At 69.6% G+C, this 22,867-nt stretch carries 20 protein-coding genes; 11 read left to right on the top strand and 9 right to left on the bottom strand.

The features are described from left to right. Window positions 1–72: 72 nt before the first annotated feature. From AC5Y4S_RS28650 to AC5Y4S_RS28625, 6 genes are read right to left on the bottom strand one after another with little or no spacing between them, the layout of a single operon-like run. Entirely contained in the window at window positions 73–462 is a 390-nt protein-coding gene (locus AC5Y4S_RS28650; RefSeq protein WP_068109545.1) for a VOC family protein, read from the bottom strand. Window positions 463–480: 18 nt separating this feature from the next. Further along, window positions 481–1,371 (bottom strand): SDR family oxidoreductase, encoded by an 891-nt coding sequence (locus AC5Y4S_RS28645; protein ID WP_500035915.1) that lies wholly within the window; start codon window positions 1,369–1,371, stop codon window positions 481–483. Between the two features lie 31 nt (window positions 1,372–1,402). Then, window positions 1,403–2,305, bottom strand: a complete 903-nt coding sequence (locus AC5Y4S_RS28640; protein ID WP_500035914.1) for a 1,4-dihydroxy-2-naphthoyl-CoA synthase — start codon at window positions 2,303–2,305, stop codon at window positions 1,403–1,405. After that, on the bottom strand, window positions 2,302–2,994 hold the full coding sequence (locus AC5Y4S_RS28635) for a hypothetical protein (protein ID WP_500035913.1): 693 nt from the start codon (window positions 2,992–2,994) through the stop codon (window positions 2,302–2,304). Before AC5Y4S_RS28635 ends, AC5Y4S_RS28640 begins: the two co-directional genes overlap by 4 nt. Window positions 2,995–2,999: 5 nt before the next feature. Beyond that, entirely contained in the window at window positions 3,000–3,455 is a 456-nt protein-coding gene (locus AC5Y4S_RS28630; RefSeq protein ID WP_500035912.1) for a nitroreductase family deazaflavin-dependent oxidoreductase, read from the bottom strand. Between the two features lie 10 nt (window positions 3,456–3,465). Further along, a complete protein-coding gene (locus AC5Y4S_RS28625; RefSeq protein ID WP_500035911.1) occupies window positions 3,466–4,320 on the bottom strand; it encodes an aldo/keto reductase in 855 nt (284 codons plus the stop codon). Between the two features lie 83 nt (window positions 4,321–4,403). Here AC5Y4S_RS28625 and AC5Y4S_RS28620 point away from each other — a divergent pair, with 83 nt between their 5' ends. Next, entirely contained in the window at window positions 4,404–4,952 is a 549-nt protein-coding gene (locus tag AC5Y4S_RS28620; protein ID WP_500035910.1) for a TetR/AcrR family transcriptional regulator, read from the top strand. Window positions 4,953–5,065: 113 nt separating this feature from the next. Here the strand turns inward: AC5Y4S_RS28620 and AC5Y4S_RS28615 are convergent, their stop codons facing one another. Further along, window positions 5,066–6,817, bottom strand: coding sequence for a PE family protein (locus AC5Y4S_RS28615; RefSeq protein WP_500035909.1), 1,752 nt, complete (start codon window positions 6,815–6,817; stop codon window positions 5,066–5,068). 249 nt (window positions 6,818–7,066) lie between these two features. On the opposite strand from AC5Y4S_RS28615, the gene AC5Y4S_RS28610 reads away from it, so the two are divergent. The 4 genes from AC5Y4S_RS28610 to AC5Y4S_RS28595 all read left to right on the top strand — a co-directional run bounded on the left by AC5Y4S_RS28610 (window position 7,067) and on the right by AC5Y4S_RS28595 (window position 13,578). Further along, window positions 7,067–9,682 (top strand): ATP-binding protein, encoded by a 2,616-nt coding sequence (locus AC5Y4S_RS28610; RefSeq protein ID WP_500035908.1) that lies wholly within the window; start codon window positions 7,067–7,069, stop codon window positions 9,680–9,682. A gap of 663 nt (window positions 9,683–10,345) precedes the next feature. Further along, window positions 10,346–10,891, top strand: a complete 546-nt coding sequence (locus tag AC5Y4S_RS28605) for a hypothetical protein (RefSeq protein ID WP_500035907.1) — start codon at window positions 10,346–10,348, stop codon at window positions 10,889–10,891. Between the two features lie 1,187 nt (window positions 10,892–12,078). Beyond that, window positions 12,079–12,423, top strand: coding sequence for a hypothetical protein (locus AC5Y4S_RS28600; protein ID WP_500035906.1), 345 nt, complete (start codon window positions 12,079–12,081; stop codon window positions 12,421–12,423). 93 nt (window positions 12,424–12,516) lie between these two features. Next, entirely contained in the window at window positions 12,517–13,578 is a 1,062-nt protein-coding gene (locus AC5Y4S_RS28595) for a hypothetical protein (protein ID WP_500035905.1), read from the top strand. A 4-nt stretch (window positions 13,579–13,582) separates the two neighbouring features. On the opposite strand, the gene fadD8 is transcribed toward AC5Y4S_RS28595, so the two are convergent. Continuing rightward, a complete protein-coding gene (gene fadD8, locus AC5Y4S_RS28590; RefSeq protein WP_500035904.1) occupies window positions 13,583–15,187 on the bottom strand; it encodes a fatty-acid--CoA ligase FadD8 in 1,605 nt (534 codons plus the stop codon). Window positions 15,188–15,254: 67 nt separating this feature from the next. Here fadD8 and AC5Y4S_RS28585 point away from each other — a divergent pair, with 67 nt between their 5' ends. Genes AC5Y4S_RS28585 through AC5Y4S_RS28560 form a run of 6 tightly spaced genes read left to right on the top strand, consistent with a single transcriptional unit; the run spans window position 15,255 to window position 22,002 of the window. Next, the gene (locus AC5Y4S_RS28585) at window positions 15,255–16,859 is read left to right on the top strand and encodes an amidohydrolase (protein WP_500035903.1); all 1,605 of its coding nucleotides are present in this window, start codon (window positions 15,255–15,257) and stop codon (window positions 16,857–16,859) included. Beyond that, window positions 16,856–17,827: an o-succinylbenzoate synthase gene (locus AC5Y4S_RS28580; RefSeq protein ID WP_500035902.1), complete on the top strand. Its 972-nt coding sequence runs from the start codon at window positions 16,856–16,858 to the stop codon at window positions 17,825–17,827. The genes AC5Y4S_RS28585 and AC5Y4S_RS28580 overlap by 4 nt, the downstream gene beginning before the upstream one ends. After that, window positions 17,824–18,612: an alpha/beta fold hydrolase gene (locus tag AC5Y4S_RS28575; protein WP_500035901.1), complete on the top strand. Its 789-nt coding sequence runs from the start codon at window positions 17,824–17,826 to the stop codon at window positions 18,610–18,612. The genes AC5Y4S_RS28580 and AC5Y4S_RS28575 overlap by 4 nt, the downstream gene beginning before the upstream one ends. A 32-nt stretch (window positions 18,613–18,644) precedes the next feature. Beyond that, window positions 18,645–20,279, top strand: a complete 1,635-nt coding sequence (gene menD, locus AC5Y4S_RS28570; protein ID WP_500035900.1) for a 2-succinyl-5-enolpyruvyl-6-hydroxy-3-cyclohexene-1-carboxylic-acid synthase — start codon at window positions 18,645–18,647, stop codon at window positions 20,277–20,279. Next, complete coding sequence (locus tag AC5Y4S_RS28565; RefSeq protein ID WP_500035899.1) at window positions 20,276–20,818, top strand: DUF3592 domain-containing protein; 543 nt, start codon at window positions 20,276–20,278, stop codon at window positions 20,816–20,818. The genes menD and AC5Y4S_RS28565 overlap by 4 nt, the downstream gene beginning before the upstream one ends. Before the next feature lie 29 nt (window positions 20,819–20,847). Beyond that, the gene (locus AC5Y4S_RS28560; protein ID WP_500035898.1) at window positions 20,848–22,002 is read left to right on the top strand and encodes a glycosyltransferase family 4 protein; all 1,155 of its coding nucleotides are present in this window, start codon (window positions 20,848–20,850) and stop codon (window positions 22,000–22,002) included. A gap of 1 nt (window position 22,003) precedes the next feature. Here the strand turns inward: AC5Y4S_RS28560 and AC5Y4S_RS28555 are convergent, their stop codons facing one another. Next, on the bottom strand, window positions 22,004–22,828 hold the full coding sequence (locus AC5Y4S_RS28555) for an SDR family oxidoreductase (protein WP_500035897.1): 825 nt from the start codon (window positions 22,826–22,828) through the stop codon (window positions 22,004–22,006). Window positions 22,829–22,867 lie beyond the last annotated feature (39 nt).

The raw sequence follows: 22,867 nt of genomic DNA, 5'->3' as shown, positions 1-22,867 counted from the left end.
GGAATGGCAGAAACGCAGGTGTACCTTGACTTGTCTTCTGATGTTAGCCGTTAGTTAACCGAACGGTCCCCCTCAGTCGCCGCGGGTATCGCGGCGCAGCGGATGGTCGCCGGGGACCTCGACGAAGATCAGCGTGATCCCGTCCGGATCGGTCACGTGCATCTCTCGCAAACCCCACGGCTCGCGCCGCGCCTCGCGAGCGATCGGAACCCCGCGGCCCTCCAGCTCGGCCTGCGTTGCCGCGACGTCGCGGACCTGCAGCCACAGCGCGCCGGGAAACGGGCCGCGGGAATGGTCCGGCGAGCCGTAACCGGCCAGCTCCAGCAGGGACTGCCCCGCGAAAAACACCGTCCCCGCACCGTATTCGCGGGCTATCGCCAGGCCGATCTCGTCGCGGTAGAAGCTCAGCGACCGCTGATAGTCCGCCGGCCGGAGCAACATCCGGCTGGCCAGGATCTCCATAACCTCGTGTCTATCACGTCAGGCTTCATGGTTGGGCTGGATGGATTGGCGCTGCATGAGCGTGTTGACCCAGCGGGGGCCGAAGGTGTCCAGCGCCTTGGCGGCGATCGCCATGCGCGGCGCGATCCGCACCGGGCGGGTGCGGGCCGCGGTGACCATCCACTCGGCGGCCTCCTGGGACGTCAACGCGGGCATCCCGTCGTAGGCCTTGGTCGGCGCGATCATCGGCGTGGCGACCAGCGGGTAGTACAGCGTCGTGGAATGGACGCCCATTCGGCCCCACTCGGTTTCGACGACCCGGCTCACCGTCGACAGCGCGGCCTTGGAGGCGTTGTAGACCGAAAACAGCGGCGACGCCTCCGACAGGACTCCCCACGTCGAGACGTTGATGATGTGGCCGTCGCCGCGCTCGAGCATCGCGGGCGCGAGCCCGCGAATCAGCCGCAGCGGCGCGTAGTAGTTAAGCACCATGGTCCGCTCCACATCGTGCCAGCGTTCCAGCGACTCGGCCAGGGGCCGGCGGATCGACCGGCCGGCGTTGTTGATCAGGATGTCGACGCCGCCGACGCGCTTTTCGACGTCGGCCACCAGCGCGTCGACCGCGTCCAGGTCCGAGATGTCACAGGGGATCGGTATCGCGCTGCCGCCGGCCTTCGCGATCCGGTCCGCCAGCGCCTCGAGCAAATCCCCGCGGCGGGCGACGACGACCACCGTCGCGCCGGCGTGGGCCAGTTGTTCGGCCCCGGCCTCACCGATGCCCGACGACGCCCCGGTCAGCAGGATCCGCTTGCCGTCGAGGTCGACCGGCTTGATCGCGGGCCGGTTGACCAGTATCTGCGGGGACGCGGGCGGTCGCATGGTCGCCAGCACCAGCTGGTCTCTGAATCTGCTGAGGGGGCTCTTGCTCACGTGCGGAGTCTAGGCGGCGGCCCGCGGCCGCCTAGAAGTAGCGCGGGAACGCGCTCCAGTCCGGCGGCCTCTTCTCCAGGAACGCGTCGCGGCCCTCCACGGCCTCGTCGGTCATGTACGCCAGCCGGGTGGCCTCGCCGGCGAACAGCTGCTGGCCTACCAGCCCGTCGTCGAGCAGGTTAAACGCGAACTTCAGCATGCGTTGCGCCTGAGGGGATTTCGCGTTGATCTCGGCCGCCCACTGGATGCCGGTGCGTTCGAGGTCGACGTGATCCACGACCTCGTTGACCGCACCCATGTGGTGCATCTGCTCGGCGGTGTAGGGCCGGCCCAGGAAGAAGATCTCGCGGGCGAACTTCTGGCCGACCTGACGGGCCAGATACGCGCTGCCGTAGCCGCCGTCGAAGCTGCCGACATCGGCGTCGGTCTGCTTGAAGCGCGCGTGCTCGCGGCTCGCCAGGGTGAGGTCGCAGACCACGTGCAGGCTGTGCCCGCCCCCGGCGGCCCACCCGTTGACCAGGCAGATGACCACCTTGGGCATGAACCGGATCAGCCGCTGCACCTCGAGGATGTGCAACCGGCCGGCGCGGGCGGCGTCGACGGTGTCGGCGGTCTCCCCGCTCGCGTATTGATAGCCCGACCGGCCGCGGATGCGCTGATCGCCGCCGGAGCAGAACGCCCAGCCGCCGTCCTTGGGCGACGGGCCGTTGCCGGTCAGCAGCACCACGCCCACGTCGGGAGACATGCGCGCGTGGTCGAGCGCCCGGTAGAGCTCGTCGACGGTGTGCGGCCGAAACGCGTTGCGCACCTCGGGGCGGTCGAACGCCACCCGCACCGTGGCGTCGGTGACGTGGCGGTGGTAGGTGATATCGGTCAGGTCGTCGAATCCGTCGACGGGTCGCCAGGCCTGCGCGTCAAATGGGTTGTCACTCAAGGCTGTTGAACTCCGTCCTTGCTGATGGTGAGGTCGCCGCAGCCGATGGTCTGCGCCGAGACCACCGCGGGGTCCTGCGCGGACGTGGCCGCCACGGTGTCGGACTTTCCGATGGTAGCCAGCGTGCCGTTGAGGTTGATCTCGGTGCGCCGCACCGTCCACTGGCCGTCCTGGTTCAAGGCCTGCAGCCCGACCAGGTGCCGGCCGGGCGACGGTGGGCCGAGGTCGCTGCAGCCGATTCCGGTGCCGTTGCCGCGCAGGTTCGCCAGGTCGAACAGAAACGGCGCGCCCTGGTTGTCGGCGGCGGCCTGCAGTCGGCAGTCGGCGAACACGTAGAGGCGCGCGCTGCGGCCGTCGCTGACGATGATCTGGTGCTGCCCGTCTTGTTGCGCGTCGATCGCCAAGGCGCTCAACGAGATTGGGCTTGCTGACTCGATCTGTACGCCGGAGTTTGCGCCGCTCGCCGTCGTGACGCCGGCGACTCGGTTGGTGCGGCCACCGTCGCGAAACTGCCCGACCCACAACGTGTCCGGCTGGCCGTCCCAGTCGAGATCGCCGACCCTACGTTGTGCGGCGCCGGACGGGGGAGGGTCGCCGCCGGGCGCGCAGCCCGTCGCGCCGAAAGACCGCGCCGGGGGCACGCCCAACGCGGCGACCAGCAGCGTCACCACCAACAGCACACGCCGCATCGCGACTACACCGGGTCCAACCGGAACACCGCGCACCGGCCGGCCAGGGCTTCGAATTCCTCGGGGCGACCGTCGATCACAAGCCCCGCCCGCTTCATGAAGCCGACGCCGGTGGGCACCTCCGCCGGGAAGGCGCGCAGGATCGGCCGCGCATCGTCGGGCGACAACTCCACCATCCGCACCGTTTGGACGCGCCGCCCCCGGGCCACCGTCGCCTGCCCGGCGGCGCGCGCGTTGGCCACCCAGTCGGCGCCGGGGAACCCGGCGACGACGAACTCGTGGCCGTCGACCGTCATCGGGGTCACCGGTGTCGTCCGGTCCCGCCCGGACTTGCGGCCTTTCACCGTCAGCACGACCGGGCTCTCACCCCCGAAACTCATTCCCAGCCGCGACATCCGGATGACGAGCTTGTTTGCCGGCTTCAGCCACCACGGCGGCCGGACGGGTTCGACGCTGCCCACGGCAGCGACGTTACCCGCCGGGCTGCGCCTCGAGCCGTGCGAGCACGTCGGAACCCAGCGCGACGTCCCCGGCGCCGAGGTTCTCCTCGAGGTGCGCCACCGATCGCGTCCCCGGAATGAGCAATGTGTTGGGGGAGTGGGCCAGCAGCCATGCCAGCCCGATTTGAGCTGGTGTAGCGCCGATTTCGCCGGCGACCTCGACCACCACCGGGTGGTCGGTGACCTTCGGGAGGCCCGGGAAGGCCGACCCCAACGGGAAGTACGGCACCCACGCAATGCCCTCCGCCTTGCACAGGTCGAGCGTGGCCTCCTGGGACCGGTCGAGGAGGCTGTAGGCGTTCTGCACGCAGACGATGCCCGCGGGTAAGGCCCGGCGCACCACGTCGAGCGGGACGCTGCTGATGCCGATCGCGCCGATCTTGCCCTCGTCGCGCAGCGCGATCATCTCGGCCAGCTGGTCATCGAGGTCGACGTCCTGGTCGCCTTCGACGGCCGCGGAAGGCCCGAGGTCCATGCGCCGCAGGTTGACCACCGGTACGCAGTCCAGGCCGAGCTGGCGCAGGTCGTCCTCGACCGCGGCGCGCAGCTCCGCGGGTTGTTGCGCGGCGGCCAGCGGCATCGGCTCTTCGCCGGTCCATCGCGCGCCGACCTTGCTGACGATGACGAGGTCTTCGGGGTAGGGGGCCAGCGCCGCGCGGATCCGCCGGTTCACCTCGCCGGGACCGTAGAACGACGCGGTGTCGATGTGGTTGACGCCCAGTTCGACGGCGCGGCGCAGCACCGCGGCCGCGTCGTCGTCGGAGACCCCCTCGAACAGTTGCATCGCGCCGTAGCCGACACGGGCGACGATGGGAAAGGTTGTCATGGTGCTCCCGTCTGACACACTGGTAAGAAATGCGGAGGATCCTCCGCTTGTCCGAGCCTAGCAGAAACGGAGGAACCTCCGCTTTGGCTCAGCCGACCCGATCCGACGCGCGCCGCAACCGCGAGAAGCTATTGCAGGTGGCGACCGCCGCGTTTGCCACCGCGGAGGGGCGGCCGGTGTCGCTGGAATCGATCGCGCGCGACGCCGGCGTCGGGATCGGCACGCTTTACCGCCATTTCCCGACCCGGGAGGCCCTCGTCGAGGCGATCTACCGCGCCGAACTCGCCGAGGTGGCCGCGGCGGCCGAGGAGCTGCTCAAGCGCCATCCGCCCAGGACGGCCCTGCGGCGGTGGATGGACCGCTACGCCAGCTTTGTCGCCGCCAAGCGCGGGATGGCCGAGTCGTTACAGGCGATCTTCGCCTCCGGCGCCCTGCAGCCCAGCCAGACCCTCGACAGCATCGTCGGCGCCGTCGGCACGCTGCTGCGGGCGGGCGCCGACGACGGCAGCCTGCGTCCCGATGTCCACGCCGACGACGTGGTGGCCAGCCTGCTCGGCATCTTCCTGGTCACCGGTTCGCCGGAGCAGACGGCCCGCATGCTGGACCTGCTGCTGGCGGGCGTGTCGCGCTGATCGGGGTCGATCTTCGTGCCAGGACGCCGACGGGTTACCACGAAACGGCGTTGATCCCCAAACGGAATTCGCCTCAGAGCCGCTGATCACGGTGTTCCCGAACACAATTGGTGCTAGCCGCCGCCGTTGCCGCCGTGACCGCCGTTGCCGGTGCCGACATTGCCCGCGATGGCTCCGCCGCCGCCACCGCCGCCGATGCCGGCGTTGCCTCCGCTCCCGCCCGGGGCGCCGGGGTTGCCGCCGGTGCCGCCGGAGCCGCCGCCAAAGATTGCGCCACCGCCCGAGGTATTGATTCCAGCTTCTCCCCCGTCTCCGCCATTGCCACCGAATCCGGGGATGCCTCCGCCGCCGCCGCCACCACCGCCGCCGGACCCGACAACCGCGGTGGTCGCCGAGCCGCCGCCGGCGGAGCCGCCGCTGCCGCCTTCACCGCCGTCGAGGGCGCCGCCACCGGTGGAGCCGGTGCCCCCGGTGATCCCGGTGCCGGTGGCTCCGACGCTTGCGGCGCCGCCGCCGCCCCCGCCGCCACCGAGACCGCCAGCGGGGCCGACATAGCTGCTGCCGTAGCCGCCGTCGCCGCCTTGGCCGTCGGCGTAAGCGGTGGAACCCGGGTTGATTTGGGCCTCACCACCGCCGCCGCCTTTGCCGCCGTTACCGCCGTGGCCGCTGGTGCTGTGGCCGCCGGCGCCGCCACCGCCGCCGCCACCACCGGCGAGGGTGCCTTGCGTGATGTTGGTGATCGTGCCACCACCGCCGGCGCCGCCATTCCCGCCGTCGCCGCCATTGCCGCCGACGCTGTTGCCGCCGTTGCCGCCGGTGCCGCCGTTGCCGCCGACGTCGCCGCTGGCGGCGAACAGGCCGCCGTGGCCGCCGTTGCCGCCGTTGCCGCCGTTGCCATCGACGCCCGCGACCGCGCCGGCGCCGCCCGCGCTGCCACCGACGCCGGCGTTGCCGCCATTGCCGCCGTTTCCGCCTGAGCCGCCAAGAAGCGGAGAACCGCCCTGGCCGCCCTGGCCGCCGTCGCCGCCGGCGCCGCCGTTACCGTTGGCGCCCGCATGACCGCCGAACGAGCCCGACAGTCCCTCCGGCTCGCCCCCGACCCCACCCATGCCGCCGTTGCCGCCTTGACCACCGTTCGTGCCGCTTCCGGCGAGCGCACCAGAGATGCCAGCGCCGCCGGCACCGCCGAGGCCGCCGAGCCCGCCGATACCGCCGGCGCCGCCGCTGCCCATGATCAGCCCGCCATTGCCGCCCGCCCCGCCGGTTCCGCCGGTGCCGCCGGTGCCGCCGTCGGCGTGGCCCGCCGCCGAGCCCGCGGTGCCGGTGACGCCGGTCCCACCGGCGCCGCCCCGGCCACCGTTGCCGAAGAACCAGGCGTTGCCGCCGCGGCCGCCGGGCTGTCCGGGTGCACCCGAGCCGCCGTCACCGCCGGGCCCGAACAGCAACCCCCCCGGCCCGCCGGGCGCCCCGGTGCCCGGCGCGCCGTTGACGCCCTTGCCGATCAACGGGGTGCCGAGCAACAGCTCGGTGGGCGCGTTGATCACCCCGCGCACCTCTTGCCACGCGGCATCTAGCGGCGAGGCGTTGGCCGCCTCGGTGGCCGCATAGGCGCCGCCCGAGCCTCTCAGGGCCTGCACGAACTGGGCGTAAAACGCCGCGGCCTGAGCGCTGAGCTGCTGAAAGGCCTGTCCCTGCGCGGCAAACAGCGACGCCACCGCCGCCGACACCTCGTCTTCGGCGGCGGCGAGCAGGCGTGTGGTTGGGCCCGCGGCCGCGGCGTTGGCGGAGCTGATGCTCGAACCGATGCTGGCCAGCTCCGTTGCTGCCGCCCCTACATACTCGGGCGCTGCGAAAACGAATGACACGTGCGGATCCTTCGAACTAGTAGCAGTGATGGTTGGGAGTGAGCGGCGGAATGGGACGCGTCCGGGCGGTGTCGCGGATACAGTGAGAGCCGCATCATGTCCGGATGTGCGGTTGCTGTGGCCGCGGCGGCCCGTGGGCGCGTCTGTTTAGTGTGTGCCGGCGGGGAGGCGCGGTTGATGGGCAATTGGGCCCATTTTTCTGGCACCCGGTACAGACGGTGGGGTCTTGGTCAGAACGAGGCGGCGTCGGTGGAGGGGTTGCTGGAGCGCTCGGCGGTGCTCGCCGAGCTCGGCAATGTGGCGCGGCAGGTTGCGCGCGGCGGTGCGGGGCGGCTGGTTTTGGTGCGGGGGGAGGCCGGGGTCGGAAAGACCGCGGTGCTGGATCACTTTGTGGCCGGGCTGGATTCCTCGATGCGGATACTGCGGGGGTGGTGTGATCCGCTGGCCGCACCGCGCCCGTTGGGGCCACTGATTGACGCGTTGGCCGGGGTGGGCCCCGCCGCTGCCGGCGCGCTGGACGCGGCGATTCAATCCGGTGATACCGGCGTGCTCTACCGGCGGCTGCTGGCGGTCCTGCGCGGCGGGCACACCTGGGTATGGGTGATCGAAGACGCCCATTGGGCCGACGGTGCCACCTTGGATCTGCTGCGCTTCCTGGCCCGGCGCACCGAGTCACTGCCGCTGCTGCTGGTGGTGTCCTACCGCGACGATGAACTTGACCGCCAGCACCCACTGTCGGTCGCCCTGGGGGATGTGGCCACCTGCGCGGCGGTGCGCCGCATCGGGCTCGAGCCGCTGAGCCGCCGTGCGGTGGCGCAGCTGGCCACCGGCAGCGGGGTTAACGCCGAGCAGCTACACGAATTGACCGGGGGTAACCCGTTTTTCGTCACCGAGGTGCTGGCCGCCGGCCCGGCTGCGCTGACCCGGCAGGGCTTGCCCCGCAGCATCGCCGAAGCGGTCCGCGGCCGGCTGGCCCGCCTGTCGCCGGCCGCGCGCGAGACCGCTGCTGCGGTTGCGGTTTGCGGCCCACGCGCCGCTGTCGCCCTGGTGGAAAAGGTCTGTCCCGCGGCCGCCGTCGGACTGGCCGAATGCCTCGACGCCGGGGTGCTGGTGGAAGGGCACGACGTCATCGACTTCCGCCACGAACTGGCCCGCCGCGCCACCGCTGACCAGATCGCCAACTACCAGCGCCGAGTGTTGCATAAACAGGCGTTGGCGGTGCTGGCCGAACCGCCAATCGATCCGGATACGTTGGCGGCGTTGGCATTTCACGCCGAGCAGGCCAGCGATACTGATGCCGTCATCCGTTACGGGCCCGCGGCCGCCGAACGGGCGTCAGTACTTGGCGCGAACCGGGAAGCCGCCGAGCTATACGAGCTCACGCTGCGCCACGCCGATAGCGTGCCCGCCGAACAAAAGGTGCGCTGGATCGAGCAGCACGCCTTGACCTGCTATCTGTGCGGGCTCGCCGAGGCGGCGGTGTCATCGTGGCGCGAGGCGATCCAATGTCGTCTCGCGCTGGGTGATCCGCTCGGCCAAAGCGAGAATCTGCGCTGGCTGTCCCATGAGTTATGGGGAATGGGCCGGGTCAGCGAGGCCTTCGATGCTGCACGGGCCGCGTTGGAGCTGGTGCAAGACGGCGGACCGAGTTCGCAGCTGGGCTGGGCGCTGGCCAACTTGGCCGAGTTCGGGAGCTGGGGATTCGACTCGGCCGCCGTTGACTACGCCGACCGAGCCATCGCCTTAGGCACGCGCATCGGTGATAACGCCCTGGTTATCCGGGCCCGCGCGGCTGCCGCAACGGCTCAGATCCTCACCGCCGACTCCGGTTGGGAGCAGCTGGAATCGGCGTGGCGTGAAGCGATGGTCACCGAAACCCGCGGCGAACATGCCGGACTGCTGGCGACTCTCGTTTGCTGGCTGGCGGCGCTGCACTACGACATCGATCGCGCCGATCGCTACATCACTGACTCGCTCGCCTACTGCCGTGACCATAACGTGTTCACCTTCGAGGCCCTAGTCGTCGGGGTCGATGCGGCGGTGCGGCTGCACCGCGGCGACTGGGATCACGCCCGCACGGCTGCCGAAGATCTCCTCACCCGGCCAGGCCTGGCCGCCGTGAACCGGATTCTGCCGCAGCTCATCCTCGCCCTAATCCATGCGCGGCGCGGACAGCACTCCGCCACGCTGCTTAACGACGCCCTAGCCAGCGCCGAAACGGACCACCTTCGGTTCTTCTCGGTGTGGGCAGCGCGTGCTGAGGCGGCCTGGCTGGCCGGCGACGACGAAACCTGCCGCGGTGAAGCCTACGCAGGGCTGGCGGCCACGGGTGCCCGAGCTGACCCCTGGCTGATCGGAGCGCTGCACCGCTGGCTGTATCTGACCGGCGCTGTCCCCGCACCCTCCAGCGACGACCCCGCCACACCGTTCGAGCTAGAGATCCGGGGCGACTGGCAGGCCGCCGTCGAGGAATGGCTGCGCCGCGGCTGCCCCTACGAGGCGGCCATCGCCCAACTCGGCGGCGATATCGCCGCCGTGCAATCGGCACTGGCGACCTTCGACAGCCTCGGTGCCAGGGCCGCGGCGCGGCGCGCCCAACAACGGCTCACCGAGTTGCGTGGTCGCACCCGCCGCAGCCGGCGTGCCGACATCCTGGCCGACCCCGACGGGTTGACCCGGCGCGAACGAGAAATACTCACCCTGATCGCCGCGGGTCACAGCAACGCCGACATCGCCACCGAACTCACCATCAGCCGCCGAACCGTTGCCCACCATGTCGCGGCGATCCTGGCCAAACTCGGCGTCGACAACCGCATCCAAGCCGCCGCCCACGCACTGCAACGCCAATCCACATCAGGGCTCTGACACGGCTCCACGGTGCCGCCTGTACCGGGCGCCAAAAATGGGCCTACTTGCCCATCAACCGCGCCGACGCGTCGGCGCATGCTACTCACACGCGCCCCGGGGCGGGCCGCCCGGACGCGTACCGCTCTCGCCGCCGCGCCGCGCTGTTGGGATCGGTAGCCGCCCGAGCGGACTGCACTGTGTGCACGACCTGCCGAGCACGGCAACCGACGACAAAGTAAACACGACATGAACACCACTCACACCGTGAAGAAGATCATCGCGGGGACACTACTGTCAGGCGGCGTCGCGGTGGCCAGTTTGGCGCTGGGCGTAGGCACTGTCCGAGCCAACGCGGAACCACTTACCTGGTGTCCAGGGCAGTCCATGGACTACCCGTCTGGCCGGACATGAGCTTCGGGGTGAAACCCAAGATACCCGACCGGCACGTTCGGGACATGAATGTCTGCCATGCCTGGTACATGGTTGCGACCGGCTGGGGCAATGTCCCGTGGATCCAACCGAACCGGCAGCAGACGCTGTCTCGTTCGGATGTTTGGGATGGAGACAATCCACCGGGCGATAACCCAGGAAACGTCCAGTGCGGCCTGATGTTTTGCCCCAACCCGGGAGGCACGCCTCACGGGTTTCCATCCATAAACAGAACACCGTGACCATTTGCTGATGGAGGAGGACGTGGTGGACAAGAATGACCGCGGACAACGCATCGCCGCGGACGCGGACGCGGCGGATGCGGGCGTTGGATCGAAAACACGGCGGAATCGCCGGCCGCTGGGGATTAGGGGCTGGTTGTTCGCGATCTTTTTCGTAGGGTTGGGACTGTACTTCCTTAGCTTCAGCGCGCGGCAATTCTACGGGTATCAGGTTGGGACGCCGACGACGGCGACGGGTATTGAGTGCCGCTACGGCGTGCCGGGCTCCAACCCGGCCGACCCGGGCGACTTTAGATCTTCGTTTACGTTGTCAGAAGGCTGCACTGCTGTATGGAGCGTCGGCGGACAATCACAGACCGGCCCGATCGTTGGCGTCCAGCACCTCGGATCGTCGGACGTTCATGTGAGTGGCGGCACAGCCTTTACGGCACCGTCGGCAAGCTGGTTTTTCGTCGGCCATATCTTCGGAGGCCTGTTTCTCATCGTCGTGTTGGGCTTGGGCCCCCTGTGGGACTTCGGCCGTCTGTGGAGGTGGATGAAGCCGACCGGCCGCTGAGCCCGTCGCGTCGCGGAGTGGCGTACGCGAGGTGTGCGTTTCGCCTGAGGCTCTGCAGGTCTTCTCTATGCCGTGAGCGCGCGTGCGGCTGCAATGGTTTCGGCGGATTTGTCGGATGGCGTTAGCAACACCAGGGGGTTTTCGGAGAGATAGCGCCTGCAGCATGGGTAAGGACGGTTCCTGTTGGGGCACATGGAACATCGGCGGTCCGGCACAGAGCGGCATACTGGCGCAAAAGGCTCCTGGCGGATCGACGCTCGATGTTCGCGTGAGAAATAGCGGGACGTACGGAGCCACCTCGTGGCGTATGGGTGCAGTCCTTGGTGGCGTTTTGGCCCTGATCTCGATCCTCGTCTTCGCTGTGGAGGGAAGTCGGATCGGCCGGTTAGTCGGGAGACCCTGAATTAAGCGGCCCTGACCGAATCCGGGCCGCAAGACCCCACGGTGCTGGCTGTTTCGAGTGCCAAAAAATGGGCCAAATTGCCCATCAACCGTGCCCACCCGGCGGCGCACACTTTATACCCACGCGCACCTGGGCGGGCAGCAGCGACGGGTGAGCCGGCAGCGCATCGACCGAAGGCGAAGTCACAACATGAACACCAAGCACACCATCAAGAAGTTCGTCGCGCGGACACTGCTGTCAGGCGGCGTCGCTGCGGCGGGCTTATGCCTGGCCGCAGGTACCGCTCAAGCCCATCTCGGCCTTATGGCACCGGTGCAGGGCCTTTCGCCAGAAGACGGGCCAGTGCCGCCGGGCGCATCCGGGCCGTACAAATGTTGCCCCGGAGATCCGATGGGACTGCGCCCAGCGACCGGTCACGGATGCCCGGGCGGGTCAAACGGGCTTGGCGTTAACTGGGACAGGTCTCAGTGCCACACGTGGTGGGGCGTCGTGTGGGGGCACGGAAACGTTGACGCCAGTGTCTGGGAGGGACCCGATCCACCGCCGCCGGAAGCGACGCAGAAGCCACCGTGCGGGTTCCCTTTCATGTGTTCGGGAACGCCGTGATCACCGGCTGGCAGCCCTTGCGGGATACCGCTCGCGCGGCGGAGTGACTTGCCTTGTCTAACAGGATGATTCGCCTGGACTCGGCCGCGACGGAGATCGTCCGGGAAAGGAACGCGAGGCCATGGCGCACCAACACGCGATACAGAGGACCGTCGCCGCCGCGCTGCTGTCGGCTGGCGTGGCCGTCATCGTATTGGGACTGTCAACAGCTCCGGCGCGCGCCGACACATTTTCTCCGCAGCCGCATAACTGGTGTCCCGGACAAGGATTGCCGTTCCGGGGCATCCAATGGGACATGGGTGTGTGCCACACCTGGTACGAGGTTCCGTTCGGGCAGGGCAATGTGCGGATGGTTGACACGCACGGAAACCCGTTGAACAGCTTCGTGTCGGCGGACATTCCTGCGCCGGTGTTTACGCCTCCGCCTTCGCCGCCGCCACCACCGCCGCACCCCTTCTGCACCCCGCGCGGCAATTTGATCATCATCCCGCCGATTTGCGACGAGATCGGCGTGCGCGATTGATCGGCCGGAATGGCAGATGTTGCGGCCCGGCCGCCCGCGAATGTGTCGGTGGGTCTTCATGATTGGTGTCGGACACGAGCGGAGGCATTCCGGATGAACGCCAACGACGGATCGACTGCGTCGCGCCAGTTCGTGGCCGCGTCGCCGTCCGTTTCCTCCACGATGAATGAATTCGCGACCGGGAGCCGAACCCTTGTCCTCCTATACGCCATGGGGATTGGCGTCGGTTTGGGGGTCGGCGCGGGCGTAGGGGCGAGCGTGGGCGTGGGCATGGGGCTCGGCGTGGGCCTGGCCTCCGGGACGGCCACCATCATGCTGGTCCCCCTGGTCTGGTTGGCCTACGCGTGGTGGCGTTCGCGCCGATCCGTCCGTATTGGCGTCACGAGCGACGGCCTGACAGTCGGTCAGTGGCCCGGTGATGTCTTTTCACTCGTCGAGGCAGAGCTGGGCCCATGGGTGACGATGGGCGTGGCGTTGCACCTGCGCTGTGGCCGCCACCGGTTTGTTCTCGGCGCGCGAGATCGTCGCATCAGTCCCGCTACACGGCTGGACGCACCACCCGTCGCGGCCGTCGACGCGTGGTTAGCGGACTCGGAGTTCAACGAGCTTCTCGCCATCGGCGGTGGTCGCGGTGCGGTGAATCTACGCGAGCCCGCACCCGGGGAACGGACTCGGTGCCTGTTGTTTCCCAACCCCTATTTGGCGGAACAGGCGGGGTCGTTTGCCCTCCGAAAACAACTGCGGCTTCAGCGATCACTGCGGCACCCGAGCCTGTTCCTTGACGTGGACGACAGTGCGATCCGAGTGATCGACCCGCACAGCGATGCCACAGGTGCCTCGGCGTCGCCTACGCAGGCGACCGCGATGCCCGCGGCCTTCCAGCCCGATAGCGTCACGAGCGGCGATGGCAGCACGCATGTCTATCCCGGGGTCACCGGCCTGGTCGTCTGCGTTCCGGGTGTGCAGCCACTGACCATCGGATGTCTGGAGGCGGCGGGGCCGGGATTTCGATTTTCGTGGCGCGGCGATGTGTCCACGCGGAATGAACGTCCTGTTTACGTCGTCTCGGGCGCGGATTGGCTGACGCTCGCTCAGACATTCGGGTTTGCCTCCCGTGTGGAAGACGCAGCGGCAACCGGCCGGCCCTCGCGGTAAGGCGCTAGCCCACGGCGCGGCCGGCGCCCTCCCAGAACTGCGCCCGCACGGCCTTCTTGTCCGGCTTGCCCAGCCCGGTCAACGGCAGCGCGTCGACGACCACCACCCGCTTCGGTGACTGCACCGAGCCCTTACGGTCCTTGACGGCGGCCTGGATCTCGGCGGTCATCGCGTCGATCGCGTCGTCGTCGCGCGGCGCGTCGGTGCGCAGCACCACCACGGCGGTGACGGCCTCGCCCCACTTCTCGTCGGGCGTGCCGACCACACACACCTGCGCGACGGCCGGATGCTCGGCGATCACGTCCTCGACCTCGCGGGGGAACACGTTGAAGCCGCCGGTGACGATCATGTCCTTGACCCGGTCGACGATGAAGTAGAAGCCGTCCTCGTCCTCGCGGGCCATGTCGCCGGTGTGCAGCCACCCGTCTTTGAAAGTCTTCGACGTCTCGTCAGGCAGATTCCAGTAGCCGCCGGCCAAAAGCGGTCCGCTGACACAGATTTCGCCCGGCTCACCCTGCGGCACCGGCTTGCCGTCGGTGCCCAGCAGCGCCACCCGGGCGAACAGGGTCGGGCGCCCGCACGACGTCAGCCGCTTCTCGTCGTGGTCGGCCTTGGCCAGGTAGGTGATCACCATCGGGGCCTCGGACTGGCCGTAGTACTGGGCGAAAATCGGGCCGAACCGCCGGATCGCCTCGGCCAGGCGCACCGGGTTGATCGCCGAGGCGCCGTAGTAGACGGTCTCCAGCGACGACAGGTCGCGGGTGTGCGAATCGGGGTGGTCCATCAACGCGTAGAGCATCGACGGCACCAGCATGGTCGCCGTAATGCGTTGCTCTTCAATGACTTTCAACACCTCGGCCGGGTCGAACTTGCTCAGCACCACCATCTCGCCGCCCTTGACGACCGTGGGCGTGAAGAACGCCGCGCCGGCGTGCGACAGCGGCGTGCACATCAGGAAGCGCGGGTGCTCGGGCCACTCCCACTCGGCGAGTTGGATCGCCGTCATGGCGGCGATGTTCCCGGTGGTCCCGATCACGCCCTTGGGCTTGCCGGTCGTGCCGCCCGTGTAGGTCAGGCCGCCGATGTTGTCCGGCGGCAGGTCGGCGACCACCAGCGGCTTGGGCTCGTACTTCGCCGCCTCCGCGGACAGGTCGACGGCCACCCCGCTCAAAGCCTCGGGCACCGGGCCGATGGTCAGGATCTGCTTGAGCGACGGCACCTTCTCCAGCAGGCCCAGCGCGCGCTCGGTGAACATCGGGTTGGGGTCGATGATCAGCGAGCTCACCCCGGCGTCGGTGAGCACGTACGCGTGATCGTCGAGCGAGCCGAGCGGGTGCAGCGCGGTGCGCCGATAACCCTGGGTCTGGCTCGCGCCGAGGATCATCAGCACCTCGGGGCGGTTGAGCGACAGCAGCCCGACGGTGACACCGGTGCCCGCGCCCAGCGCCTCGAACGCCTGCGTGTACTGGCTGATCCGCTCGGCCAACTGACCACCCGTCAGCGTGGTGTCGCCGAGAAACAGCACCGGCCGGTTCTTGTGGCGCTTGAGCGCCCCCACCAAAAGGTGGCCGTTGTGGGTCGGGTTGCGCAACAGGTCGTTGTCACTCATAGGGGCAAGACTAGAACGTGTTGCAATTCGGGTGGGCCGGACCCTCCGACCCGTAGCATTCGTGCTCATGGCCGTCGCAGACCTCGTCGTCACGGGGACCGTGCTGACCGTCGACGACGCGCGGCCCACCGCGGAGGCGCTGGCCGTGACCGGCGGCCGGATCGTCGCCGTGGGCACCCGCTCCGACGTCGCCGCTCTCATCGGCCCCGGCACCCAGAACGTCGAAATCGGAGACGGCTGCGTCATGCCGGGATTCGTTGAGGCGCACGGCCATCCGCTGATGGAGGCCGTGGCGCTGTCGGACCGGATCGTCGACATCCGGCCGGTCACCGTCCCCAGGGCCGACGACGTCGTCGCCGCGATCCGTCGGGAGGCCGCCGCGCGGGGACCGGCCGGCGCCTACCTGAACGGCTGGGATGCCCTGCTGCAGCCCGGGCTCCCGCAGCCGACGTTGGCGTGGCTCGACGAGATCGCTCCCGACGGGCCGCTGGTGATCATCCACAATTCCGGGCACAAGGCCTTCTTCAATTCGCGCGCCGCGCGCCTCAACGGGCTGACGCGGGACACCCCGGACCCCAAGGGCGCCAAATACGGCCGCGCCGCCGACGGGGAACTCGACGGCACCGCCGAGGAAATCGCCGCGGTGTTTCCCCTGCTGGGCGGCGCCATCCAGGCCGACAGCTACCCGGCGATGCTGCTCGCCGAGTGCGCCCGGCTCAACCGGGCCGGGCTGACCACCTGTTCGGAGATGGCGTTCGACCCGAATTTCCGGCCCCTGATCGAGCAGCTGCGCGGCCAACTGACGGTGCGGCTGCGCACCTACGAGGTGTCCAACCCGCAGATGTCCACCACCGCCACGCCGGGCCAGGGCGACGACATGCTGCGCCAAGTCGGCATCAAGATCTGGGTCGACGGCTCGCCGTGGATCGGGAACATCGCCCTGTCGTTCCCCTACCTGGACACCGACGCCACCCGCGCCATCGGAATAGCGCCGGGATCCTGCGGCTGCGCCAACTACACCGCCGAACAGCTGAGGGAAATCGTAGGCGCCTACTACCCGTCGGGCTGGCAGACGGCCTGCCACGTGCAGGGTGACGCCGGCGTCGACACCATCCTGGACGTCTACGAGGAGGCTCTCAAGCGCCATCCGCGCGACGACCACCGGCTGCGCCTCGAACATGTCGGCGCCATCCGGCCCGAGCAACTTCGACGGGCCGCCGACCTCGGCGTCACCTGCAGCATCTTCGTCGACCAGATCCACTACTGGGGCGACGTCATCGTCGACGGCCTGTTCGGCCCTGAGCGCGGATCCCGTTGGATGCCTGCGGGTTCCGCGGTGGCCAGCGGCATGCGGATCTCGTTGCACAACGATCCGCCGGTGACGCCCGAGGAGCCGCTGCGCAACATCAGCGTCGCCGCGACCCACACGGCGCCCAGCGGCCGGGTGCTGGCGCCCGAGGAGCGGCTGACCGTCGAACAGGCGATCCGCGCGCAAACCATCGACGCCGCCTGGCAGCTGTTCGCCGACGACGTCATCGGCTCGCTGGAGGTCGGCAAGTACGCCGATCTGGTGGTGCTGTCGGCCGACCCCCGAACGGTGCCGCCCGAAGAGATCGCCGACCTCGAGGTGCGCGCGACGTATCTGGCGGGCCACCAGGTCTTTGGCCAGTGATACCCGCGCTCGAGGACCTGCTGGACCGCCTGCACGTGGTCGCGCTGCCGATGCGGGTGCGCTTCCGCGGCATCACCACCCGCGAACTGGCGCTGATCGAGGGTCCCGCCGGGTGGGGCGAGTTCGGCGCCTTCGTCGAATACGAGCCGCGCGAGGCCGCGCACTGGCTGGCGTCGGCCGTCGAGGGCGCGTACCGGCCGCCGCCGCCGGTGCGCCGCGACCGCATCCCGATCAACGCGACCGTGCCGGCTGTCCCCGCCGCTCAGGTCGGCGAGGTGCTGGCCCGGTTTCCGGGGGCCGGCACGGCCAAGGTGAAGGTCGCCGAGCCCGGGCAGACGCTGGCCGAGGACGTCGACCGGGTCAACGCGGCTCGCGAGCTGGTCCCGGTCGTGCGGGTGGACGCCAACGGCGGCTGGAGCGTCGAGCAAGCCGCCGAGGCGGCGGCCGCGCTGACGGCCGACGGCCCGCTGGAGTACCTCGAGCAGCCCTGCGAAACGGTCGACGAACTCGCCGCCCTGCGCGCTCAGGTCGACGTGCCCATCGCGGCCGACGAAAGCATCCGCAAGGCCGACGACCCGCTGGCCGTGGTCCGCGCCGGCGCCGCCGACATCGCGGTGCTGAAAGTCGCCCCGCTGGGCGGGATTTCGGCCCTGCTGGCCATCGCCGCCCAGATCCACATCCCCGTCGTGGTCTCCAGCGCGCTGGATTCGGCGGTCGGCATCAGCCATGGCCTGACCGCCGCTGCCGCCCTGCCGGAACTCGGCCATGCCTGCGGCCTGGGCACCGGCGGGCTGTTCGTGGAGGACGTCGCAGACGTCGCCCCGCCCATCGACGGCTACCTGCCGGTCGGGCCGGTGACACCGGACCCGGCGCGGCTACGGGCGCTGGCCGCGCCACCCGAGCGGCGGCAGTGGTGGATCGACCGGGTCAGCGCCTGCCATCCGCTGCTTGTACCGTCGTCCGGATGATCAATCTGGCTTACGACGACCGCGGCTCCGGTGAGCCCGTCGTCTTCATCGCCGGCCGCGGGGGCGCCGGGCGCACCTGGCACCCGCATCAGGTCCCCGCCTTTCTGGCGGCCGGGTACCGCTGCATCACCTTCGACAACCGCGGGATCGGCGACACGGAAAACGCCGAGGGATTCACGACGCAAACCATGGTCGCCGACACCGCGGCGCTGATCGAATCGCTGGGCGCCGCCCCGGCGCGCGTTGTCGGGGTGTCGATGGGGGCGTTCATCGCCCAGGAACTCATGGTGGCGCGGCCCGAGCTGGTCAGCTCGGCGGTGCTGATGGCCACCCGGGGCCGCCTGGACCGCGCGCGCCAGTTCTTCCACGAGGCCGAGGTCGAGCTGCACGCCTCCGGGGTCAGGGTGCCGCCCCTGCTCGACGCGAGAAACCGCCTGCTGGAAAGCTTTTCGCGCAAGACACTCAACGACGACGCCGTCGTCGACGACTGGATCGCGATGTTTTGCACCTGGCCGGTCAAGCAGACCCCGGGACTGCGCACCCAGATGTACGTCTCCCCGCAGACCAACCGGCTGTCCGCCTACCGCAGCATCGCGGCGCCGGTGCTGGTGATGGGCTTCGCCGACGACATCGTGACGCCGGCCTACCTGGGGCGCGAGGTCGCCGATGCCATGCCCAACGGCCGCTACCTGCAGATACCCGACGCCGGGCATCTGGGGTTTTTGGAGCGGCCGCAGGCCGTCAACACCGCGGCGCTGCAGTTCTTCGCCAGCGTGCGGGTCTGAGCCGTGCCGGCGGGTTGTGACACGCTGTAGGAGTGAACCCCTCGACGACCCAGGCCCGCGTCGTCGTTGACGAGCTGATCCGCGGCGGCGTCCGCGACGTGGTGCTGTGCCCCGGGTCACGCAACGCGCCGCTGGCGTTCGCGCTGCAGGACGCCGACCGCGCCGGCCGCCTGCGGCTGCACGTCCGCATCGACGAGCGCACCGCCGGCTACCTGGCCATCGGGCTGGCCATCGCGGCCAGCGCGCCGGTGTGCGTCGCGATGACGTCGGGCACCGCCGTAGCCAACCTGGGTCCCGCGGTGGTCGAGGCCAACTACGCCCGGGTGCCGCTGATCGTGCTGTCGGCCAACCGGCCCTACGAGCTGCTGGGCACCGGCGCCAACCAGACCATGGAGCAGCTGGGCTACTTCGGCACCCAGGTCCGCGCCACCATCAGCCTGGGCCTGGCCGAGGACGGGCCAGAGCGGATGGATTCGCTCAACGCCACCTGGCGATCGGCCACCTGCCGAGTGTTGGCCGCCGCCACCGGATCTCGCACCGCCAACGCCGGCCCGGTGCAGTTCGACATCCCGCTGCGCGAACCGTTGGTGCCCGATCGCGAACCCCACGGCGCCGTGGTCCCGCAGGGCCGGCCCGGCGGCAGGCCCTGGACCTACACCCCGCCCGTCACGTTCGACCAACCGCTGGAGATCGACCTGTCGCCCGACACGGTCGTCATCGCCGGACACGGCGCGGGCACGCACCCCAACCTCGAGCAGCTGCCCACCGTCGCCGAGCCGACCTCATTTTCCGGCCGCCCCGTGCCCAACCCGCTGCACCCGCTGACGCTGCCGCTGCTGCGCCCAAAGCAGGTGATCATGCTGGGGCGCCCGACGCTGCACCGGCCGGTGTCCACGCTGCTGGCCGACCCGCAGGTGCCGGTCTACGCGCTGACCACCGGGCCCCGCTGGCCCGACGTGTCCGGAAACTCGCAGGCCACCGGCACGCGGGCGGTCACCACCGGCGAGCCGCACCCGGCGTGGCTGCACCGCTGCGCGGAGATGAACCGGCACGCCAACCGGGCCGTCCGCGACCAGCTGGAGGCGCACCCGCTGACCACCGGGCTGCACGTCGCCGCGGCCGTGGCCGACGCGCTGCGCCCCGGTGACCAGCTGGTGCTCGGCGCGTCCAACCCGGTCCGGGACGCGGCGCTGGTGGGCCTGAACACCCACGGCATCAAGGTGCGGTCCAACCGCGGGGTCGCCGGCATCGACGGCACCGTATCCACCGCCATCGGGGCGGCTTTAGCGCATGACGGACGCACCGTGGCGCTGATCGGCGACCTGACCTTCGTGCACGACAGCTCCGGCCTGTTGATCGGCCCCACCGAGCCGACGCCGCAGCGGCTGACGATCGTGGTGTCCAACGACAACGGCGGCGGCATCTTCGAACTGCTCGAGCAGGGCGACCCGAGGTTCTCCGACGTGTCCTCGCGAATCTTCGGCACCCCGCACGACGTCGACGTCGGCGCGCTGTGCCGCGCCTATCACGTCGAGAGCCGCCAGATCGAGGTCGACGAGCTTGCCGCGGCCCTCGACGACCCGGCGGCGGGCATGCGGGTGCTGGAGGTCAAGGCGGACCGATCGTCGCTGCGGCAACTGCACGCGGCCATCAAGGCCGCCCTGTGATGCGTCCAAAAGCGTTGCTGCACATACTTCTTCATGGGCGCAGCGACTCGCCCCCGAAAACGCGGGCCAGGATTGCGTTGCGCTGGTTGCGGATCGCGGTGCTGATCGTCACCGGCCTGGTGACGTTGCAGTCGCTGCTCCTGGTGGCCGGGGCGTGGCGCGACGACCTTGCGATCCGACATCACATGGGGGTGGCGCAGGCGGAGGTGCTCAGCGCGGGGCCACGCCGCTCCACCATCGAATTCGTCACACCCGACCGCGTCACCTACCGGCCCGAGCTCGGCGTGCTGTATCCGTCCGAATTGGCCACGGGCATGCGGATCTACGTCGAATACAACAAGAACGACCCGAACCTCGTTCGCGTGCAGCACCGCAACGCCGGGCTGGCGATCATTCCCGCAGGATCCATCGCGGTGGTGGCCTGGCTGGTGGCCGCGGCCGCTCTGACTGGGCTTGCGCTGCTGGACAGGTGGCTGGACCGCCGCGCCGCCGCATCCGACCAGCAAATTTCGCACGACGTATTCCCGCAGGCAACCTAATCGACAGGCGACGCTGAGACCGTGGTGTCGTGCGCGTTGCAATCGTCGCCGAGTCCTTCCTCCCCAATGTCAATGGCGTCAGTAACTCAGTGCTGCGTGTCCTGGAGCACCTGCGTCGCACCGGCCACGAAGCCCTCGTCATCGCCCCCGACAACCCGCCGGGTCAGCCGCGGGCGGATCGCATTCACGACGGCATCCGGGTGCATCGGGTGCCGTCGCGCATGTTCCCCAAGGTGACCACGTTGCCGCTCGGGGTTCCCATGCCCCGAATGGTGAGCGTGCTACGGGGATTCGATCCCGACGTGGTGCACCTGGCGTCGCCGGCGCTGCTCGGGTACGGCGGGGTGAAGGCGGCCCGCTGGCTGGGCGTGCCGACCGTCGCGGTGTACCAGACGGACGTGCCGGGTTTCGCGGAAAGCTACGGCATTCCGATGACGACGCGCGCGGCGTGGGCCTGGTTTCGTCACCTGCACAGCCTGGCCGACCGCACGCTGGCGCCGTCCAGCGTGACGATGGAATCGCTTGTCGCCCATAGATTCCCGCGGGTGCACCGGTGGGCGCGCGGCGTCGACGTGCTGCGGTTCGCGCCGTCGGGGCGCGACGAGGCGCTGCGGCGGCGGTGGTCGCCGGCCGGCAAGCCGATCGTCGGGTTCGTGGGCCGGCTCGCCCCGGAGAAGCACGTCGAGCGGCTGGTCGCGCTGAACGCCAACGATTCCGTTCAGGTCGTCATCGTCGGCGACGGCGTCGACCAAGCGAAACTGCAATCCGCCATGCCCACAGCGGTTTTCACCGGCGCGCTGTACGGCGACGAACTCGCCACCGCGTACGCCAGCATGGACGTCTTCGTGCATCCCGGTGAGCACGAGACGTTCTGCCAGGTCGTGCAGGAGGCGCTGGCATCGGGGCTGCCGGTGATCGCCCCCGACGCCGGGGGACCGCGCGACCTCGTCGCCCCGTACCGCACCGGTCTGCTGTTGCCCGTCAACGAATTCGAGGCACGGTTGCCCGCCGCGGTCGACCACCTGCTCGCCGAACGACACCGCTACGCGCCGGCCGCCCGGCGCAGCGTGCTCGGGCGCAGCTGGCCGGTCATCTGCGACGAACTGCTCGGCCACTACGAGGCGGTGTTGTCGCCCTTCGCCCGGCGGCGGATGTTCGCGAACCGCTACGCGCAGGGGCAGTGAGCTAGCCCTGCGCCAGCTCCGCGACGTCCTGCCACTGCTCCCAGTTGCGTAGCCGGCTCTCGTAGTCGGCCTTGGCCGTTTGCAGCGGGCCGGCGCCGAAGAACACCCGCAGCGGCGGCTCGTCGGCTTCCACCACCTTTAGCAGCGCGGCCGCCGAGGCCGACGGGTCGCCTGGGCTGGCCCATCGCTTGCTGCGCTCGGCCTGGACGGCGGCGCGAACCTCGTCGTATGCCGGCAGGGGCTCGGAGTGCTTGGCCGACGCCCCCGCCCAGTCGGTGTCGAAGCCGCCCGGTTCGACGAGCGTGACGTGGATGCCGAACGGCGCGACCTCCTGGGCCAGCGCCTGCGAGAAGCCCTCCAGCGCCCACTTCGAGGCGTGGTAGATGCCGACCAACGGGAACGCAACGATGCCGCCGATCGAGGACACCTGGATGATGTGCCCGCTGCGCTGCTCGCGCAGGTACGGCAACGCGGCCTGGGTGACCCACAGCGCGCCGAACACGTTGGTCTCGATCTGGTCGCGCGCCTCTTGCTCGGACAGCTCCTCGATGAAGCCAAAGTGGCCGTAGCCGGCGTTGTTCACGACGACGTCCAGGCGCCCGAAGTGATCGTGCGCGCGCTTGACCGCCGCGAAGTCCCCGTCGCGATCCGTGACGTCCAACTGGATCGGCAGTAGCGCGTCGCCGTACTTGTCGACCAGGTCGTCCAGCGTCGCAATGTTGCGCGCCGTCGCGGCGACCTTGTCGCCGCGCTCCAACGCGGCGATCGCCCAGTCTCGTCCGAAGCCTCGTGATGTACCGGTGATAAACCAAACTTTTTCGCTCACGCAGCCCTATAACGCATTCGCCGGCGTCCCATTCCCGCG

The sequence above is a fragment of the Mycobacterium sp. NGS64 genome, assembly GCF_059812245.1.
This window is presented reverse-complemented; position numbering and strand designations above follow the sequence as displayed.

Coding starts and splice junctions, on each gene's coding strand:
- AC5Y4S_RS28650 (WP_068109545.1), bottom strand. CDS start 462: ATGGAGATCCTGGCCAGCCGGATGTTGCTCCGGCCGGCGGACTATCAG.
- AC5Y4S_RS28635 (WP_500035913.1), bottom strand. CDS start 2,994: ATGCGGCGTGTGCTGTTGGTGGTGACGCTGCTGGTCGCCGCGTTGGGC.
- AC5Y4S_RS28585 (WP_500035903.1), top strand. CDS start 15,255: ATGGCCGTCGCAGACCTCGTCGTCACGGGGACCGTGCTGACCGTCGAC.
- AC5Y4S_RS28595 (WP_500035905.1), top strand. CDS start 12,517: ATGAACGCCAACGACGGATCGACTGCGTCGCGCCAGTTCGTGGCCGCG.
- fadD8 (WP_500035904.1), bottom strand. CDS start 15,187: ATGAGTGACAACGACCTGTTGCGCAACCCGACCCACAACGGCCACCTT.
- AC5Y4S_RS28575 (WP_500035901.1), top strand. CDS start 17,824: ATGATCAATCTGGCTTACGACGACCGCGGCTCCGGTGAGCCCGTCGTC.
- AC5Y4S_RS28625 (WP_500035911.1), bottom strand. CDS start 4,320: ATGACAACCTTTCCCATCGTCGCCCGTGTCGGCTACGGCGCGATGCAA.
- AC5Y4S_RS28605 (WP_500035907.1), top strand. CDS start 10,346: ATGGAGGAGGACGTGGTGGACAAGAATGACCGCGGACAACGCATCGCC.